At 63.6% G+C, this 17,705-nt stretch carries 18 protein-coding genes; 9 read left to right on the top strand and 9 right to left on the bottom strand.

The features are described from left to right. Positions 1-188: 188 nt before the first annotated feature. The 3 genes from LJE93_04855 to LJE93_04865 all read left to right on the top strand — a co-directional run bounded on the left by LJE93_04855 (position 189) and on the right by LJE93_04865 (position 1,764). Positions 189-386, top strand: a complete 198-nt coding sequence (locus tag LJE93_04855) for a PspC domain-containing protein (GenBank protein MCG6948230.1) — start codon at positions 189-191, stop codon at positions 384-386. A gap of 287 nt (positions 387-673) precedes the next feature. Beyond that, positions 674-1,216 (top strand): hypothetical protein, encoded by a 543-nt coding sequence (locus LJE93_04860; protein ID MCG6948231.1) that lies wholly within the window; start codon positions 674-676, stop codon positions 1,214-1,216. Further along, positions 1,216-1,764, top strand: coding sequence for a hypothetical protein (locus tag LJE93_04865; protein MCG6948232.1), 549 nt, complete (start codon positions 1,216-1,218; stop codon positions 1,762-1,764). Before LJE93_04860 ends, LJE93_04865 begins: the two co-directional genes overlap by 1 nt. A gap of 363 nt (positions 1,765-2,127) precedes the next feature. On the opposite strand, the gene LJE93_04870 is transcribed toward LJE93_04865, so the two are convergent. Beyond that, complete coding sequence (locus tag LJE93_04870; GenBank protein MCG6948233.1) at positions 2,128-3,468, bottom strand: MFS transporter; 1,341 nt, start codon at positions 3,466-3,468, stop codon at positions 2,128-2,130. After that, the gene (locus tag LJE93_04875) at positions 3,465-3,617 is read right to left on the bottom strand and encodes a hypothetical protein (GenBank protein MCG6948234.1); all 153 of its coding nucleotides are present in this window, start codon (positions 3,615-3,617) and stop codon (positions 3,465-3,467) included. Before LJE93_04875 ends, LJE93_04870 begins: the two co-directional genes overlap by 4 nt. A gap of 125 nt (positions 3,618-3,742) precedes the next feature. On the opposite strand from LJE93_04875, the gene LJE93_04880 reads away from it, so the two are divergent. The 6 genes from LJE93_04880 to LJE93_04905 all read left to right on the top strand — a co-directional run bounded on the left by LJE93_04880 (position 3,743) and on the right by LJE93_04905 (position 9,301). Further along, positions 3,743-4,792, top strand: coding sequence for a type III polyketide synthase (locus LJE93_04880; GenBank protein MCG6948235.1), 1,050 nt, complete (start codon positions 3,743-3,745; stop codon positions 4,790-4,792). 39 nt (positions 4,793-4,831) lie between these two features. Further along, complete coding sequence (locus tag LJE93_04885) at positions 4,832-5,410, top strand: hypothetical protein (GenBank protein ID MCG6948236.1); 579 nt, start codon at positions 4,832-4,834, stop codon at positions 5,408-5,410. Further along, complete coding sequence (locus tag LJE93_04890; GenBank protein ID MCG6948237.1) at positions 5,407-5,649, top strand: acyl carrier protein; 243 nt, start codon at positions 5,407-5,409, stop codon at positions 5,647-5,649. Before LJE93_04885 ends, LJE93_04890 begins: the two co-directional genes overlap by 4 nt. Further along, on the top strand, positions 5,639-7,420 hold the full coding sequence (locus LJE93_04895; protein ID MCG6948238.1) for a fatty acyl-AMP ligase: 1,782 nt from the start codon (positions 5,639-5,641) through the stop codon (positions 7,418-7,420). Before LJE93_04890 ends, LJE93_04895 begins: the two co-directional genes overlap by 11 nt. 141 nt (positions 7,421-7,561) lie before the next feature. After that, on the top strand, positions 7,562-8,674 hold the full coding sequence (locus LJE93_04900) for an NAD(P)/FAD-dependent oxidoreductase (GenBank protein MCG6948239.1): 1,113 nt from the start codon (positions 7,562-7,564) through the stop codon (positions 8,672-8,674). Between the two features lie 60 nt (positions 8,675-8,734). After that, positions 8,735-9,301, top strand: a complete 567-nt coding sequence (locus tag LJE93_04905) for a manganese efflux pump MntP family protein (GenBank protein ID MCG6948240.1) — start codon at positions 8,735-8,737, stop codon at positions 9,299-9,301. A gap of 47 nt (positions 9,302-9,348) precedes the next feature. Here the strand turns inward: LJE93_04905 and LJE93_04910 are convergent, their stop codons facing one another. The 7 genes from LJE93_04910 to LJE93_04940 all read right to left on the bottom strand — a co-directional run bounded on the left by LJE93_04910 (position 9,349) and on the right by LJE93_04940 (position 17,554). Next, positions 9,349-10,470: a diguanylate cyclase gene (locus LJE93_04910; protein MCG6948241.1), complete on the bottom strand. Its 1,122-nt coding sequence runs from the start codon at positions 10,468-10,470 to the stop codon at positions 9,349-9,351. A gap of 197 nt (positions 10,471-10,667) precedes the next feature. Then, a complete protein-coding gene (locus LJE93_04915) occupies positions 10,668-11,468 on the bottom strand; it encodes an alpha/beta hydrolase (GenBank protein MCG6948242.1) in 801 nt (266 codons plus the stop codon). 163 nt (positions 11,469-11,631) lie between these two features. Then, positions 11,632-12,444, bottom strand: coding sequence for an alpha/beta hydrolase (locus LJE93_04920; protein MCG6948243.1), 813 nt, complete (start codon positions 12,442-12,444; stop codon positions 11,632-11,634). Further along, positions 12,441-13,331, bottom strand: coding sequence for an alpha/beta hydrolase (locus tag LJE93_04925; protein MCG6948244.1), 891 nt, complete (start codon positions 13,329-13,331; stop codon positions 12,441-12,443). The genes LJE93_04920 and LJE93_04925 overlap by 4 nt, the downstream gene beginning before the upstream one ends. A 113-nt stretch (positions 13,332-13,444) precedes the next feature. Next, positions 13,445-14,653, bottom strand: a complete 1,209-nt coding sequence (locus tag LJE93_04930; protein ID MCG6948245.1) for a thiolase family protein — start codon at positions 14,651-14,653, stop codon at positions 13,445-13,447. 406 nt (positions 14,654-15,059) lie between these two features. Next, positions 15,060-16,598, bottom strand: coding sequence for a long-chain fatty acid--CoA ligase (locus tag LJE93_04935; GenBank protein MCG6948246.1), 1,539 nt, complete (start codon positions 16,596-16,598; stop codon positions 15,060-15,062). Next, the gene (locus tag LJE93_04940) at positions 16,595-17,554 is read right to left on the bottom strand and encodes an alpha/beta hydrolase (GenBank protein MCG6948247.1); all 960 of its coding nucleotides are present in this window, start codon (positions 17,552-17,554) and stop codon (positions 16,595-16,597) included. The genes LJE93_04935 and LJE93_04940 overlap by 4 nt, the downstream gene beginning before the upstream one ends. Between the last annotated feature and the right edge of the window lie 151 nt (positions 17,555-17,705).

The following is a 17,705-nucleotide window of genomic DNA, read 5'->3' on the forward strand; positions in this document are numbered from 1 at the left end:
GGGCGGATCGAGAAACGAGTATTGAGTGGGCGGACGGATCGAGTATCCAGTATCGAGGATCGGGTGGGCGGACGGATCGAGTATCCAGCATCGAGCATCCAGCATCGAGTGACGAGTCACGAGCATCGTTCTGATCATTTTGGAACAAGATCGCAGTACCATGCGTAGGGTAGACAAGAGGAGGAACAATGGCTGGATCGCTCCATCGTTCATCAAGCAATCGCATCATCGCCGGCGTCTGCGGCGGGCTCGCCGAGTGGCTCGGCTGGAACCCGACCCTGGTGCGTATTCTGTACGTGGTCATTTCGGTGCTTTCGGTCGGCTTTCCCGGCACACTCGCCTACATCATCCTTTGGATCGTGATGCCGAAAGGAACGTCGGCCTGACGGCCCCCGTCCCAATTATGGATTTTGAGTTTTGAGTTCCCACCCTCCCAACCCCCGTTTTCGGTTGGACGGGTGGAAAATCAGAAATTCGAAATTTTGAATTCTGAATCCCTCCCCTCCTCCCACTGACCCGGATTGCCATGGGTGGGCGGGCGGCATTACTCATTCCTAATTCCCAATTCCTCATTCATCAGCGAACTTTTCCCTCCGCCATTCGTTGTCATGAATGAGACGGTTGTTAACAAAAACGACGATCAACCGTTTTGATGACTGAACGGAGGTAGCAGATGAAACAAGCAATTTTCGCCATCGCAGCCATCGTGGCACTCCTGGCGGCCCCCGCCGCAAGCGCGGCCGACGATACGCGCTGGGTCAACGTCCACGTGACCGAGAACTCGAGCAACACCAACGTCGAGGTGCACCTGCCCCTCAACCTGGTCCTCACCGTGCTGCGCAACGTCGACGTGGAGAATTTTCACGGCGGGCATGTCGACCTCGATATCGACGACGACATGGAGATCAACTTCCCCGAGATTTTGGCAGCGGTCAAGGACGCCCCCGACGGGAAGTTCGTCACCGTCACCTCGGATGAGGCCGATGTCAACGTCCACAAGCAAGGGGGCTTCTTCTACGTCACCGTCAACCAGAAGGAAGACGAAATGGCACAGGTCGAGGTCACGATGCCAATGGAGCTGATGGACGCGGTCAGCTTCGGCGAGGAGAACACCCTCGATGTCGCCGCCCTGCTTCAGAGCCTCGAGGCACTGCCAAACGGTGAGCTGGTCAAGGTCACCTCGACCGACGCCAACGTTCGCGTCTGGATCGAGTGATGAAGAACCAACGTGGCATGTCTACCGTGGGTGCGGTGTTGCTCGCCGCTACGGCGGGGGTGCTCACCGCCACCCTGATGATGGATTGGATGGTGGTCGACGTGCACGTCATCGAAGACGACCAACCGGTCCACGTCAAGGTGCCCTTCCCGCTCATCATCGCCGACGTGGCCGCCAGCTTCATCCCGGAAGATGCACTGGCAGAGGCGGAGATCCCGCCCGAGGCGAGAGCTCAGAAAGAACTCGTCCTGGCCACCATGCGCGAACTGCTTGACACCCCCGACGCCGAGTTCGTCAAGGTCAGGACTGACGATGCCAACGTAGATATCTACAAGGAGGGCGACATTCTGCGTATCGAGGTCGACGCCGACGATGCGGTCGTCCGGTGCAACCTACCGATTGACGGCGTCCTCGAAGCGCTCGAAGACTGGGATTGGGAGACTTTCGACCCGAAGATGGTCTTCGACGTCCTGCACGCGGCCGAGAACGGTGACTTTGTGACCGTAACCACCGATGACGGAGTCCGCGTCGCGGTCAAAATGTGGTGATGAATTCGGAATTCTGAGCTCGGAATCCGGAATTACGAGCCGCCCTCCCGAAGAACGGAGGGCGGTTTTTTGATTGCCATCCCGAGCGACCGCCTTCTACCCCTCGTGTCATTTCGATCGAGCCAACAGAAGACGGTCCACTTTTTGTCATCCCGACCGAGGACCCGAAGGGTCCGAGCGGAGGGATCTATGGGCAAAGTAGTGGTGCGGTTCTGCCCGGGCCACAGATTTCTCTACTCGTTCGCTCCCGGCTTCGCCTGTTGGCTCCGCGGTGACAAGTCGCTCACTCGGTCGAAAGACACAAAAGGTGGAAAGGCCCTCGGTCGGAATGACAAGGTGAGAAGGGCCATTGAAATTCTCAATTCAGACTTCCGAACTCCGAATTCGCAAGGTACTTCTAACCCACGCCACGAAGCGATTCCAGAACTCCGGCATGGCGATGAAAATGCACGCCGCCACACCTGCGTTGAGCAGGGCGAGGATCAGGAATATCCCCGGGATGGACACCGGCACCGCCAGCAACCCGACCAGCATGATCGACGATACGACCATCAGGAGTGCGTTGAGGATGTTGTTCCCCGCGATGACCCGCGAGCGCTCCTCGCTCGCCGACCGCTGCTGGATGAAGGTCATCAGCGGCACCGTGTAGAAGCCCGAGAAGACCGCGATCATCAAAAGATCGAACAGGACATGAATGCCTCCCTGCGCCTGCAGGAATTGGGCGGCGGTCGACAGCTCGCCAGCGACCGGAGCGCTGAAGGCCCAGCCCGATCGGGCCAGATCGACGGCGAAGAGGGATATGCCGATCGAGCCCAGGGGCACCAGACCGAGCTCGAGGTGGCCCCGCGAGAGAAGGCCGCAGAGCATCGATCCGGTGCCGATACCCACGCAGAAGGTGGCCAGGCAGAGGGTAACGACCGTCTCTCCCCCGGAAAGAACATCCTTCGAAAAGTTGGGCAGGAGCGAGAGAAAGGAGGCGCCGAGAAACCAGAACCACGAGACGGCGAGGATCGAAATGAAGACCGGGCGAACGCGACGGGCCACCCGAATGATATCTATCGTCGGCGTCACCGGATTGAAATCCACCGGGAGGTCCGGATTCGCCGCCGACAGCTTGTTGATGTAGAGGCTCGTCAGGAAGCCCAGGATTGCAACCGTCACCACCATCAGTCCGAGCCGCGAAACCCACAGCTCGCCGCCAGCGATCACCAACCCACCGGTGATCGTACCGAGAAGGATTGCAAGGAAGGTTGCCATCGCCACCAGTGCGTTGCCACCGACAAGGGTCTCGTCATCGAGAAGCTCCGGCAGGATGGCGTACTTCGCCGGACCGAAGAAGGTCGACTGCATGCCCATCAGAAACAGGACCGTCAGCAGGAGCGCCAGGTTATTGGTGGCGAAACCGACGCTCGCCAGCGCCATCACACCGATCTCCCACACCTTCACCCACCTCATGAGCTTCCACTTGGGAAAGTGGTCGGCAAGCTGACCGGCGGTGGCCGAGAAGAGAAAGAAGGGGAAGATGAAGATGGCGGCGCAGGCGACAACGATTGTCTTCGACGTGACGCCGAGAAGGGTCATGGAGCGGTAGGCGATCAGGATGACGAGAGCATTCTTGAACAGGTTGTCGTTGAAGGCGCCCAGGAACTGGGTCCAGAAGAGCGGCCAGAAGCGACGTTCGGTGAGCAGGTGGAGCTGTCTCACCGGGCGCCACCCGTTTCTCTCGGGCCCGGCGCAACTCCCATGTGACGGATTTCGACCGTTACGTGAGCGATACCGAGATCCTCCGGGATTCTCTCCTTGACCTCGGGCGGCGTGAGTAGGTGTTGACTGAAGTGGTGTTCGTGAAGCAAGAACACTCTCCTTTGCCTGCCCGCATTATCCATGAAGTTTCTCGCGCTGCCGGTGATTCGGACAATCCAGCAGGGATTTCCTGGCTCCATCCGGGTGTTGTATCGGAGCGACACCGGAGGAAACCATGCGAATCGCCGCGGTCGGATCAGCCTTTCCGCCCCATTATTACGACCAGGACACACTGCTCGACGCGTTCAAGCGTCATTGGGCGCAACGCCATTACAACCTCGACCGGCTCGAGGCCCTCCATCGGAACGTATTGGTTGGCGGTCGCCACCTCGCACTGCCGATCGAGGAGTACGAGCGCCTGGAGCACTGGGGACAGTCCAACGACGCCTGGATCAGGGTCGCCCAGGAGGTCGGTGAGCGGGCGGTCCAGGATGCTCTGCGGAAATCCGACCTCGCCACCGAAGACGTCGATTCACTGATGACCGTCACGGTCACCGGGGTGGCCACCCCCTCGCTCGATGCCCGGCTGATGAACAGGCTCGGGCTGCCGCCGAGGGTCAAGAGGGTGCCGATCTTCGGTCTCGGCTGCGTCGCCGGCGCCGCGGGGATAGCCCGCGCCGCCGACTACGTGCGCGCGTTCCCCGATCATGTCGCTGTCCTGCTGTCGGTCGAGCTCTGCTCGCTGACCCTGCAGCGGCAGGATCTGTCGATCCCGAACCTGATCGCCTCGGGACTGTTTGGCGACGGCGCCGCTGCGGCCGTGGTCATCGGCAACGGGCGCGCGGCCGCCGGTCCGGCGATCGTGGACAGTCGCTCAATCTTCTACCCGGACTCCGAAGACGTGATGGGCTGGGACATCTCCGAGGACGGATTCCGTATCGTGCTCTCGGCCGACGTGCCGGAGGTCATTCGAAAGTATTTGCGCAACGACGTCGATGCGTTCCTCGATGAGCACGGCCTGACCCGTGAGGATGTGGCGATATGGATCTCCCACCCCGGTGGTCCGAAGGTCCTGGAGGCGATGCAGGAGGCGCTGGAGCTGCCGGAAGAAGCGCTGGCGGCGGCGTGGCGCAGCCTGCGAGAGGTGGGCAACCTGTCGTCGACCTCGGTACTGCTCGTGCTTCAGGACGCCATCGAGCGGCAACAGCCCGAGCCGGGATCGTTCGGCGTGATGCTCGCCATGGGGCCCGGCTTCTGTTCCGAACTGGTGCTGCTGCAGTGGTAACGAATGCCGGACTTTTGGGAAAGAGATCAGGAGATGCGCATGGAATTGCCTGACTCACGGATCCTGTACACCGCCCTGGTAACGGCGGTCGCCATCATGCGAGTGGTGGAGCTCTCCGTTTCGCGGCGAAACATCGCGCGGCTGTTACAACGTGGGGCGACAGAGGCCGGTCGTTCTCTGTACCCGCTCATGGTCGTGGTTCACGCGGGTCTCCTCGTCTCCTGCGTGGCAGAGGTCTGGACGCTGGAACGGCCATTCGTGCCGCTGCTCGCGGCTCCCATGCTCGGTACCATGGCGTTGGCAGCCGGCCTCCGCTGGTGGGTCATCTCGACCCTCGGCGACCGCTGGAGCACCCGGGTTGTCTTCGTGCCCGGGGAGCCGCCGGTGACCGACGGCCCGTTCCGACGGATTCGCCACCCCAACTACCTCGCGGTGATCCTCGAGTTCCTGGCGCTGCCCCTCGTGCACACGGCGTGGTTGACCGCTGTCGTCTTTGGCATCGCCAACGGGCTCGTGCTGACATCTCGGATACGAACCGAGGAGGCGGCACTGTCCGAGGGCGGCGCATACCTCCGGCTCATGCGCGACCGTCCACGGTTCCACCCGGGGCACAAATGACCGAGGCTCAGGTTCTCGCGGTGATCGCGGAGGTGGCCCGAGACCACGGCCTGTGGGATGGTGCGCTCAGTCGGGATCTGCGCCTCATCGAAGATCTGGACCTGGATTCATTGAAAGCTCTGACCTTGGCGGTGGAGGTCGAGAACAGGTTCCGGGTGTGTCTCGAACCGGAGATCGAAACGGCACTCACGACTGTCGGCGACCTCGTGGACACGGTACGGAGGGAGCTTGCACCCTGACGGCCTGACCCTCATCGATCTCCTGCGACGAGCATCGGGCTGCACCGAGGCCGGGCTCCGGCTGCTCGACCACTCGGAGACGGAATCCTGGTTCTCCTGGGCCGACGTGTACCAGCGGGCCGAAAATGCCTGCGGAGGTTTGCAGCGCCTCGGTCTCAGGCAGGGGGATCGGGTCGCGCTGATCTTCCCCACCTGTGTGGAATTCTTCGACGCCTTCTTCGGAGTCCTCCTCGTGGGCGCCATTCCGGTTCCGCTCTACCCGCCGGTCCGTCTCGGGCGACTCGAAGAGTACCTCGAGCGTACGTCCCGGATGCTGTCGGCGGTATCTCCTCGGCTCGTGCTTTCGGATGCGCGCATTCTCCGACTCGTCGGCACGGCGTTGCGCGGCGCGGCACTCGAGCTCGGCTGCCGGTCTCCGAGAGAGATCGCCGTCGAAACGGGCCAACCTGCCGCAAAATCCGCGGATGATATCGCGCTCATCCAGTTCTCGTCCGGCACCACGATCGACCCCAAGGCGGTTGCCCTCAGCCATCGCGCGGTGGTTGCTCAGGCTGCGGCCCTGAACGCACACTGGCCGGACGTCGGCGATCAGGTCCACAGCGGCGTCAGCTGGCTGCCCCTCTATCACGACATGGGCCTCGTCGGGTGCGTGATCACCGCGCTCGAGAGGCCAGGGACCATGACCATGATTCCGCCCGAGACCTTCCTGGCCCGGCCGGCAACGTGGCTTCGGGCCATCTCCCGCTACCGCGCGACAATCTCCGTGGCGCCGAACTTTGGCTACGGACTCTGCACTCTGAAGGTCCGCGACGAGGAACTCGAGGGCGTCGATCTGTCGAGCTGGCGAATCGGCCTCAACGGCGCCGAACAGGTCGTGCCGCGGGTGATGCGCGCGTTCCAACGCCGATTCGCGCCGTGGGGCCTCAGACCGGAAACGCTGACTCCGGTGTACGGCCTGTCTGAGGCGACCCTCGCCGTCACGTTCTCGCGAATCGACGAGCCCTTCACCTCGCGCAAATTCCACCGCGAAACCCTCGGCCGGCATGGCTTCGCCATCGAGTGTCGCGAAGGAATCGAGATCGTCTCCCTCGGAACGCCGGTCGACGGCTTCGAGGTGCGGGTGGTCGACCCGGAATACCGCAACCTGCGTGCAGGTAAGGTCGGGCGGCTGTTGATCCGTGGACCCTCGGTGATGGAGGGTTACTTCGGCCGGCCCGAGGCTTCCGACGAAGCTCTCATCGGTGGATGGCTCGACACCGGCGACCTCGGGTTCCTTTACCGGGGCGAGCTGTATCTGACGGGTCGTGCGAAAGACGTGTTGATGATACGGGGCCGATCTCACTCCCCGACCGAGGTCGAGGAGGCGGTGGACCGCGTCGAGGGTGTGCGCACCGGCTGTTCGGTGGCCGTGTCCTGGATACCCGACGGGGCGGACGGCGAAGAGCTGTTGCTGCTCGTTGAAGCGAGGCGCGGAACTCCCGAAGACGGTTATCGAGAAATCGCCGAGCAGTGCCGCGACGCCGTGCGTGCCGCGACCGGGCTCAGCGCCAACACTGTCGAGGTGTTGAGCCCGGGGACGCTCCCGCGCACGTCGTCAGGAAAGCTCCGACGCCAGGAAGCCCTGCGCCGGCATCTCGACGGCGAGCTCACGCCGCCACGCCGGGTAACGCCGTTTCACCTGTTCGGGGCTGCCGTCCGCTCGTCTTTCGAGCTCGCGCGAGTACGTCGAGATGGCCGTCGAGTGGCCCGCATTATTCATGAGGATTCGTAGCGAAAGGCGCGAGGTGCAAGCGTGGTGGCGATCTCGAAAGATGAGCGAGCGGAGGCGCACTTGCGGTACGTCGAGCGAGCGAATCGAGACAGCGCCGCCACGCGCGGCGCTTCGCGACCTGCAGCAGAAGGATCATGAATAATGCGGGTTAGTATCACCGACGTGCTGGTTATCGGCGGCGGTCCGGCCGGGCTCGCGGCGGCGATCGAGGCGCGGCTTGCGGGGTTCGACGCCCTGGTCATCGAACGATGCAGACCTCCGGTCGACGCTGCCTGCGGCGAGGGCTTGATGCCGATGGGGGTCGAGCGCCTTCGGGATCTCGGGGTGGAGATTCCAGAGCTGGACCGGGCCGTATTTCGGGGTATTCGTTACCTTGACGGCAGGTTGACCGCCGAGTCGTTATTCAAGAGGGGAGTCGGCCTCGGTATCCGTCGCTCGATCCTGCACGACGCGCTCCATCGGAGGGCGATGGAGGTCGGCGTCGAGATCCGCTGGGGCGAGAGAGCGGTCGCGCTCGGCCCCCGCGGCCTCGAGACCAGCAGGGGTCTCCTGAGCGCGAGGTGGATGGTGGCGGCGGACGGCAGACTGTCGATGGTCAGAAAATGGGCAGGTCTCGAGGGCAGCGCCCCGAAGCGCCGGCGCTTCGGCGTACGTCGCCACTATGCGGTCGCCCCCTGGTCGGACCTCGTCGAGGTTCACTGGGCCGATTCGGCGGAGGCGTACGTAACGCCGATCGGGCCGGACACCGTCGGTGTCGCCCTCATGTCGAGCGAGCTGCCCGTCGACTTCGACCGGCTCCTGCAGAGCTTCCCCGACCTCCGAGCGCGGCTCGAGGGAGCCGAATCGATTTCACGGGACCGGGGCGCGGGACCCTTCGGCCACCGCCCTCTCGCAGTCGCCCGCGGTAATCTCGCCCTTCTCGGGGACGCGTCGGGCAGCCTCGACCCGATCACCGGTGAGGGTCTTTCGATTGCCTTCGCCCAGGCCCACTCATTGATTCGAGCGCTCGAACGGGGGCGCATCGGGGAATATGCGGCGGCTCACAGGCGCATCGAGCGGGCGCCGAGGCTTATCACCGGACTACTGCTCGGCATCGAGCGCCACGGTTGGCTGAAACGCCGCGTGGTCCAGACCCTCGCGTCGCACCCCTCCCTTTTCACCGACCTCGTGGACGTTGCGGCCTGTGGCCAATTGTCTTCGATCCTCCCGGATTTCAGGGCCCACCACCCCGCGACACAAAGCTCCCGGTCCTGAGCCCGACACAGTCGACAGAGACCTTCCGGCCCGCTATCCTCCGACGCGGCAAGGAGAATTGTGGATCTCGTCATGCTGCTCGGCATCGCGCTCGGTCTCGCGATGGACGCGTTCTCAGTCGCAATCGGCGTCAGCATCGCCCTCGGTGGCACATCGAGGCGACAGACCTTCCGCCTGGCGTGGCACTTTGGTCTATTTCAGGCCATGATGCCGGTCATCGGGTGGCTGGCCGGCACCTCCGTCCGACCGTTGATCGAGGGTTGGGACCACTGGCTCGCCTTCGTCCTGCTCAGCGCTGTCGGTGGACGAATGATCCTGGAGTCGGTTCGCGGCGACGCCGCCGTGACGACGCCAACGGACCCCACGCGGGGATGGTCCCTGGTCGTACTTTCCCTGGCGACCAGCATCGACGCGCTTGCCGTCGGCCTGAGCTTCGCCGCCCTTGGAATTCAGGTGTGGATGCCGGCCGCGGTCATCGGCATCACGGCCGCTGCCATGACTCTGTTGGGCACCCTCGGAGGCCGCGCGCTGGGAGCGCGCTTCGGCTCACGCATGGCCGTCGTCGGAGGAGTTGTCCTGATCTCGATCGGTATCTGGATCCTGTTCGAGCACGTCGTGCTCATCTGACCGGCTACAGGCGGCGGCAGTAATCGCGCGCGAAGCGGGGCGTGGCTTCAGGTGGCGTCGTCACGGCGGCGGCGTTGCATGGCGTACATGCGCTCGTCGGCCTCGGCCAGGGCGTGAGAGATATCCGACGGCGCTGCACACGAGGCGACCCCCCAGTTCACGCGCAGGGGATCCGGGTAGGGAAAGGCGGCGGTTGCTTCCTCGAGCACACGGATGAGGCCCGCGAACCGCCGCTTGGCGGCTTCGTGATCTGCACCCTGCAGAACCGCCACGAACTCGTCACCCCCCCACCGCACCACCAGATCTCCGGGCCGCGTCGACTGCTTGAGCACGTCTGCAACGAGCTTCAGAGCTTCGTCCCCGGCTCCGTGGCCGTGGCGCTCGTTGATGCGCCTGAGCTCGTCGACATCGATCAACACCACTGAAACGGGCTCGTCACCGCGCCATCGCTCGAACCACGCACGCAGCGCCTGGCGGGTCGGACAGCCGGTGAGCGGATCGGATTCCGCCAGTCTGAGGAGATGCTCATGCTCATCTTCGAGGCTATCGAGCGACTCGCGGAGCACTGCGATCTCGGTCCCCGCGAACGAGATGACCGTCGCCGCCGCGAGAACTCCGCAGCCACCTACCATCAGCAAACCGATGGCTGCATCGGACGCGCTCGCGAACGACGGCCGGATCACACCGAGCATGAGTCCCACGCCGGCAAAGGCAATCGGCGCGACTGCAAGATCGAAAACCGGACGCCGATCAGCGCCGCGTGCGCGTACGGCCAACCAGATGGCGACCAGGAACAGCACCATGCCGAGAAGGCCTCGCCATGCGACCGCGGGCAGGACAAGCGCGCCGACGCTCAGGGCGACGGCCGTGAAAGCCGTCCAGCGGTACGGGTGACGGCCGAGATCCGAGTCGGACGGTTCCGTGACGAGGGCCAGCATCACGAGCCCTGCAGCGATCAGCGCCTCCCCGACGGCGAAGGGGGCACCTGCCCACAGGAGCCCGCAGAGGCCGACCACCGCTCCCATTCCTACCACCAGCCATGCCATCCAGGAGCCGGCGCCCTTCTTGGCTGGCATCAGGCGCGCCACGTACCACAGGATGGGCACGGCCGTCATCGCGACACCGGCGACTCCCGCGAGCGCCCACCACGTGACGACCGAAATCAGCACGCGGTGCCCCACCGTGACGACGCGACCCTCTGCATTGTGCCGATTATGGCAGAGCCGGCAAGCCCGCAATATTCATGAGGTCTCGTGGCGAGGGCGGCGCGGTGCCGTGCCCAGTGGGATCAGCGGCCCGAGGGGCGCGGATACCGCTGGGTATGGTGCATCGCAGGCCGCAGCAGGAGCTTCACGAACAGACCGGGCTAGGCTCCCACAGTGTTCAGGTACTTCACGCACCGCTCGACGAGTCGACGCGGCCGTTCGACGACGACCGCGTGGCCTGCTCCCTCGAGGATCTCGAAGCACGCACCGCCGATGCCCTCGGCGAGCCCGCGCGCCCTGTCCGGGGGCACGAAGCCGTCGAGCTCCGCCGCGATCACCAGCGTCGGACAACGGACCCCCTGCAGCTCCCGGTGAAGCCTTGCCGATCGAACGGAGTCGAGGAGACCGATGAGTCCCTCGAACCAGCTGTTCGGCAGGGCCGCAATCTGCTCGCGTCGTTGCGCCAACTCGGCCCTGTGCGCCGCCACCCAGGACGGTGAGTACACGACGGTTGCGAAGGCGTCTGCAAGGTGCCCCCGATCCGGCCCCTCCAGAGAGCGAATGCATGCGGCTCTCCAGCGAGCCACCTCGTCTTCCATCGCACCGTCGAATCCGTCGGCCGATGCGATCGTGACCAGGGCCCGCACTCGATCCGGGTGACGTGCCGCCACCAGGGTGCCGACGACCCCGCCGAAGGACGTCCCAACCACCCGCGCCGACTCGATCCCGAGATGATCGAGTAGCGCCACAACGTCGTCGGCGTGTTCGTCGACGCTCTCGGGCGGTGGTACCGGAGTCAGGAGCTGGCCACGAAAATCACAACGAATGACTCTGAAATGCCGTGCCAGCGGTCGTGCCACCGGCTCCCACGCGGGCGCCGACATCGCGATCCCGTTGAGGAGAATCAGGGGCGGGCCCGATCCTTCACTCTGGTGGTACAAATATGTCTGGAAATCGCTCATGCAGTTGTCTCTCCAACAGGCGCCCTCTCGATTATGGCAGAGATGGAGAAGATCACTGGTCGGTAAGGCGGTTCGAGTCGAGAGTTGAGAGTTTACCCCCGCCATCACTGGAAGTCCGGGTGACCGGCCGGGAACTCTAAATTCTAAACTCTCAACTCTGAACTCATGCACGGTGAGTTTCTTGAAGCTTCAGGAACTCCAGGCACAGATCGGAGACTCGTTGCGGCTGCTCGACGACCACCGCGTGGCCCGCACCCTCGATGACCTCGAAGCGCGCCCCTTCTATGCGGTCCGCCATGTCCCGCACCTCCGCCACCGACACGAAACCATCGCGCTCAGCCGCCACCACCAGGCTCGGACATCCGATCGCGGAAAGCTCGTCGCGCAGGAGGACCGAGTGCGCGCCGTCGAGCAGACCGATCGCGTTCTCGAACCAGATGTCGGGCAACCCAGCGATCTGAGCACGGCGTTCGGCGCGATCATCCCTGTGGGCTTCGACCCACTCCGGCGAAAAGACCACCGGCTCGATGACGTCCGAGAGCTCTCCACGATTGCCACCGTCCAGGGTTCGCCGACAGGCCGCCTTCCAGCGGTCCAGCTCTTCAGCTCTGTGGCTGTGAAAACCGTCTGCCGAAGCAATCGTGATCAGCGATTGCACCCTGTCGGGATGGCGAGCGGCCATGATCGCGCCGACCACGCCGCCGAGCGAGGTGCCGACGATGTGGGCGGTTTCGATTTCCAGATGATCCAGCAGCGCGACCACATCGTCGGCGTGCCCCTCCAGATCACCGGGCGGAGGCACCGGCATCATGAGCTGCCCGCGAAAGTCGCAGCGCACGAGCCGGAAGCTCTCCGCGAGGGGTTCTGCCACGGGCTGCCACGAGGCGCCGGTCATGAAGACCCCGTTCAGGAGCAGCAGCGGCTCGCCCTCGCCCTCGACCTGGTGGAAAAGTATCGCCTCCTCCCGGTCGCTCACGCCGTCGCCTCGCCGTCCGGCATCTCGAAGTCGACCGACTTGACGGCCATGAAGGTTTTCAGGGCCGGGAAGAAGACGTCCGGCCGCTCGATGTACACCACGTGCCCACTCTCCGGCACCAGCTCGTAACGGCTGTTGGGGAAGATATCGGCGAGCTTTTCCTGCTGCCAGAGTGGAATCGCGCGATCGTGGGCGCCGGCCAGGATCAGGGTCGGCGCCTCGACCTTCCGGTATCCCTCCACCCGCTCCTCGATGTTCTCGAAGAACGGATCCTGCGCCTCGGTGAGGCGGATCAGGCAGTAGCGATAGTCGATGTAGCGGTCGTAGAAGCGCTGCCTCATGGCGGCCAGCTGCTCATCCGAGATGTTCTTCACGAAGCGTTCGGAGAAGATCTTCTCGTACATGTAGTGGGTGTAGAGCTCGAATTCGTCCTTGGTGCCGCGATAGAAGCGCAGGGAAATGTCCTGATACATCTGGAAGAGCTTCTCGCGGCTGGCCAGGATTCCGGACAGCACCAGCGTGTGCAGCCTCTCCGGGTAGAGTCGGGCGAACTCGAGCGCGATGAAACCACCGTAGGAGATGCCCATCGGGTGCACCTTCTCTATCCCGAGTTCGTCCATGATCAGCGCCAGATAGCGGGCGAGCTCATCGATGAAGTAGGGAATGTCTTCCTTCGACGACTCCCCCTGGCCGAGGAAGTCGTAGAGGATGACATCGTATTCGTCCATCAACATCGGCAGGAACCCGTACCAGGCCTTGGTGTGCATCGCCAGGCCGTTGAGCAGGCACACCGCCTCGCGGTCGCCCTTGCCGTGGTACTCCCACCAAATCCGCTGCCCGTCGACTTCCAGGTGACCACTGCAGTCTGGCGTGGTCTCTTGATTCATGAGCCCCCCTGTTTCCAATTAGGCATTAGGAGTTAGGAATTAGGAATGCCGCCCACCCGCCCTAATCGGTTTTTGGGAGGACGGGTGGGAATTCCTCATTCCTCATTCCTCATTCAGTTCTCCGCACGGCGGAGAACTGTGCAGACGGACGCGCATATCGGTCCGCCGATGTTGAATGTTGCCGCCATCTTCGGATCCGGGACCTGCAGCTCGTCCGGCGCCTTGCCCAGCAGCTGCCAGGCGCTCCAGCCGATCATCGCCACCCCGGTCGCACCGACCGGATGGCCCTTGGCGATCAAACCGCCGGAGGTGTTGATGGCGCACTCACCCTTCGAGTCGGCCTTGCCGTCCACCCAGAAACGCGCGCCCTCACCGTAGTTCGCCTTGCCGATGACCTCGGTGCCGATCGCGCCCATCACAGTGAAGCAGTCGTGGATCTCTGCGACGTTGACATCATCCGGTCCCACGCCAGCCATCTCGTAGGCGTCGTTCATCGCGCGGAAGGCCCCGGCCGGCTTGAGAATGTCACGCCCCTCCTTCATCAACGGGTCCGTCGCCTGACCGTAGCCGGCGATCTCGACACAGTCCGCCTTGGCGACGCCGAGCTTCGCCAGACCTTCCTCGGTGGCCAGGATCAAACCCGCATACCCATCGGTGATCTGCGAGCAGTCGTAGGTTTTGAGCGGCAGGCCCTCGACGATGTAGCGATTGCGTCCCTCCGGGGTCGCCGCCTCGTCGAGCGAGACCTGGATCTTCTGCATCTGCGCGTAGGGGTTGTGGTTGGCGTTGGCGTACTCGCGGGCCGAGATCTCGGCCAGCTCGCGCTCGGTCGTGCCGTGCGCGGCCATGTAATCGCGCATGACCTCGGCAAACAGGTGGGGGAAGATGTAAACCTTGCCCTCGCGCTCGTCGGGGTGCGAGAAATAGCCCAGCACCTCACCGATCAGGGCGCCGTCCATCTTGCCCTCGTCGTTACGCATCTTTTCGTAGCCGATTGCAATGCCGATATCGCCGAGACCGAGCTGCAGTTTTTGCGCCACGCTCAGCACCGCCTGGCCGCCGGAGGCGCAGGCATTTTCGACCGCTTCGATCGGCTTGGCCCCGAGCCCCGGCACCATCGCCACCAAACCGGCAAGCAGCCCCTGCTTGTTGAGTGAGAAGTTGCAGGTGGCGCCGATCGACCCGACTTCGATGGTCGATGGCTCCGCGCCGATCTCGGCACAGGTTTCGGTGACCGCATTGGCGATGATCTCCGGCACGGTCATGTCGAAGAGCTTGCCGAACTTCGACTGGTGATAAGCGGCGATATAGATCTTTTTCACGTGACCTCCCTGATCAGATTCCCATCCACGTTTCTATTCATATTTCGAATTTGAAATTTCGAATTGCGAAATTGCCCCCACCCACCCGAGAAACGGGAGATTGGGCGGGAAATCCGAATTCCTAATTCGTAACTCCTCATGCATTTCCCTTGGACCAGCCAGATCTTTTTTCATCCCGGCCGAGGGCCCGACTCCTCCCCGGAGTAGCCGGAGGCGAAGCCGAAAGGGCCCACCCCCTTCTTGTCATTCCGAGCGAGGCCGCGAAGCGGCCGAGTCGAGGAATCTGTGGGCCGCACGGAATCGCGCTGCCGGAGAACCACAGATCCCTCCGCTCGGCCTTCGGCCTCGGTCGGGATGACACAAAGGGGAGACCGGGTGACAATTCCTCATTCCTAATTCCGAATTCCTAACTCTCATGTTCCTTCTTCCACTGCTCGACGAGCTCCCCCTTGACGACCTTTCCGTACGGCGTGCGGGGAAGTGCATCGACCATCCGGAACTCCTTCGGGATCTTGTAGCGCGCGAGCCGCCCTCCGACGAAATCCGCGAGTTCATCGGCGGTCACCTTCTGGCCCTCGACCGGCACCACGAACGCGACCCCGACCTCGCCCCAGGTACCGTGCGGCACGCCGACGACTGCAGCGTCGGCGAGCAGGGTGTGCTGCAGCAGGATATTTTCTATCTCGGCCGGATAGACGTTGACCCCACCCGAGATGAACATGTCCTTGGCCCGGCCGGCGATATAGAAGAAGCCATCTTCATCCGTGCGCGCCATGTCCCCGGTGTGGAACCAGCCCTCGCTGTCACGCGAATCCGCGGTTGCGGTCGGGTTTTTCCAGTAGCCGGCGCTGACGTGGGGGCCGCGAAAGCAGAGCTCGCCGACCTCTCCCGGCGGCAGCTCCTGCCCGGTCTCGCCGATCACCCTCGCCTCGGTAAACATCAGCGGCCGGCCGATCGAGCCGGCCTTGGCCCACGCCTCTTCGTTCGACATCGCGAAGCAGTTGACCCCGACCTCGGTCAGACCGTAGCCCTGGCGCATCACCACGCCGCGGTCGCGATAGATGTCGATCAGATGACGGGGCAGGGGCGCGCCGCCGGAAAAGAAACAGCGTACATGGCTGAGATTTGTCGTCTCGAACTCGGGCGCGTCGGCCAACATCTTCCAGATCGTCGGTACACCAAGCACCACTGTGCACCGCTCCTCCTCGATCACTCGCCACACCTCGGCGGCGTCGAAATCGCGATGGAGCACGATCGTGCCGCCGGCGAGCAGAATCGGCGTCAGAAAGGCGCCGAGACCGCCGGCGTGGTAGAGCGGCGTGAAAATCGAACTCACATCATCCTCGGACAGCTGCCAGCAGGCTGCCGTGTTGTAAGCGTTCCACGCCACCATCCGGTGCGGAATGATGACGCCCTTCGGCTTGCCGGTCGTGCCCGAGGTGTAGAGCAAGCAGTAGGGATCCTCCGGACTACAGAGCGCAGGTACGTGGTCGGCTGCGCCCACCGCGCCGAGCAGCTCGTGCCACGAGAGATCGCTCGGGTCGTTCGGGTCGTCGAGCGCCACCACCAGGCCCAGGTCTACCGAGGTTCGCAGATCGCGCACGGTTTCGGCATGTTCGCCACTGTAGATGAATGCTGACAGCTCGGCATCGGCCGCGATCCCCCTCAGCTCGCCCGCGGTCAGCCGAGTGCCGAGGGGGACCAGGATGACGCCCGACTTGGCGGCGGCGAAGAACGCGTCGAGGAATTCGAGCCGGTTGCCCGACAGAATGCCGATGCGGTCCCCGTGCTTCAGGCCCAGACCGTAGAGCCACGCCCGTGCGCAGGTCGCCGCCCGATGGTCGAGCTCGCTGTAGCTCAAGCGCTGACCGGTAGCCACATCGACGAGAGCCGTACGGTCCGGTGACAACCGGCTCCGCTCACCGACGATATCTGCACAGATCATTCTCCGGCTTCCTCCTCGGGTTCAATTGCAGGCGGCGGCATCGCCAGCGCTGCCTCGAGCGCCTCCAGGGTCTTGTCGGGGCACTCGCGATGCGGCACGTGGCCGCACCCGTGAACGAGGTGCAGCCGCGCCCTCGGCAGACCGTCGAGCAGGCGCTGGGCGTAATCCAGGGTGAACAACGCGTCGGCATCACCCCACACCAGCTCCACCGGCACGACGACCTCATCGAGGCGATCGTCGAGCAGATAGGTTTCGATGTTCTCGTTCGGATCCGCGAGACGCCCCGCCAGGCGGCTCGCAGGACCTTCATTCATGTGGCGAACCATGTCGTCGAGCACGAAGTCTGGCGGCGGCAGGGTGGCCGGACCCATCAGGCCCTTCATCGTCTCCAGCGCCTCTTCGCGGTTCTGTGGGAAGAGATTGACGGCAGGATCGTCCTCCTTGATCGCGCCACCGTTGATTGCCACCAGCCGCGACACCCGGGCCGGATAGTCGTGGGCGTAGAGCATCCCGAGCCAGGCGCCGAGCGAGTTACCGACCAGCATCACCTCCTCACCGGCGCACACCGAATCCATCACCACCTCGACACCCGACAGGAGCTGATCGATGCCGAGCGGGCCCTCACGCGGGTCGCTCTTCCAGTGGCCGGGAAGGTCCGGAATGACGACGCGGTAATCGTCAAGCAGCGGCTTCAGCATCCGCGCCCAGGCTCCAGCCTGGTCACCGGCACCGTGCAGCATCACCATGCACGGGCCCTCACCGCCGATCCATACGTTGACGTGGCCGTCCGGAGACGGGACCGAAACCTCCTCCATCCCGAGCTTGCCGAGCGCGAAGCGGCTGAATCTCGCGTCCACCGAAAGTGGCCGCTTCCAGACCATCCACACACTCGCGATGATCGCGATGACCATCACAACACCGATCGCGACGAGGACTTTCAACAATGTGCTCCTCATTGGCCACTTCCTTGTCATCACATCATCGCAAGTTTTGGGTTCTTAGTTTTGAGTTTTGAGTTTCCAAACACCCACCCACCCGGGTTTTAGGAGCGGGCGGGAACTCAAAACTCATAATTCAAAACTCATAACTTGCGCCCATCACCTCATC

The organism is Acidobacteriota bacterium (genome assembly GCA_022340665.1).
In the GTDB taxonomy this organism is placed as follows: Bacteria; Acidobacteriota; Thermoanaerobaculia; order Thermoanaerobaculales; family Sulfomarinibacteraceae; genus Sulfomarinibacter.

Coding starts and splice junctions, on each gene's coding strand:
- LJE93_04900 (MCG6948239.1), top strand. CDS start 7,562: ATGCGGGTTAGTATCACCGACGTGCTGGTTATCGGCGGCGGTCCGGCC.
- LJE93_04925 (MCG6948244.1), bottom strand. CDS start 13,331: ATGAATCAAGAGACCACGCCAGACTGCAGTGGTCACCTGGAAGTCGAC.
- LJE93_04880 (MCG6948235.1), top strand. CDS start 3,743: ATGCGAATCGCCGCGGTCGGATCAGCCTTTCCGCCCCATTATTACGAC.
- LJE93_04940 (MCG6948247.1), bottom strand. CDS start 17,554: ATGAGGAGCACATTGTTGAAAGTCCTCGTCGCGATCGGTGTTGTGATG.
- LJE93_04885 (MCG6948236.1), top strand. CDS start 4,832: ATGGAATTGCCTGACTCACGGATCCTGTACACCGCCCTGGTAACGGCG.
- LJE93_04935 (MCG6948246.1), bottom strand. CDS start 16,598: ATGATCTGTGCAGATATCGTCGGTGAGCGGAGCCGGTTGTCACCGGAC.
- LJE93_04915 (MCG6948242.1), bottom strand. CDS start 11,468: ATGAGCGATTTCCAGACATATTTGTACCACCAGAGTGAAGGATCGGGC.
- LJE93_04855 (MCG6948230.1), top strand. CDS start 189: ATGGCTGGATCGCTCCATCGTTCATCAAGCAATCGCATCATCGCCGGC.
- LJE93_04860 (MCG6948231.1), top strand. CDS start 674: ATGAAACAAGCAATTTTCGCCATCGCAGCCATCGTGGCACTCCTGGCG.
- LJE93_04865 (MCG6948232.1), top strand. CDS start 1,216: ATGAAGAACCAACGTGGCATGTCTACCGTGGGTGCGGTGTTGCTCGCC.
- LJE93_04890 (MCG6948237.1), top strand. CDS start 5,407: ATGACCGAGGCTCAGGTTCTCGCGGTGATCGCGGAGGTGGCCCGAGAC.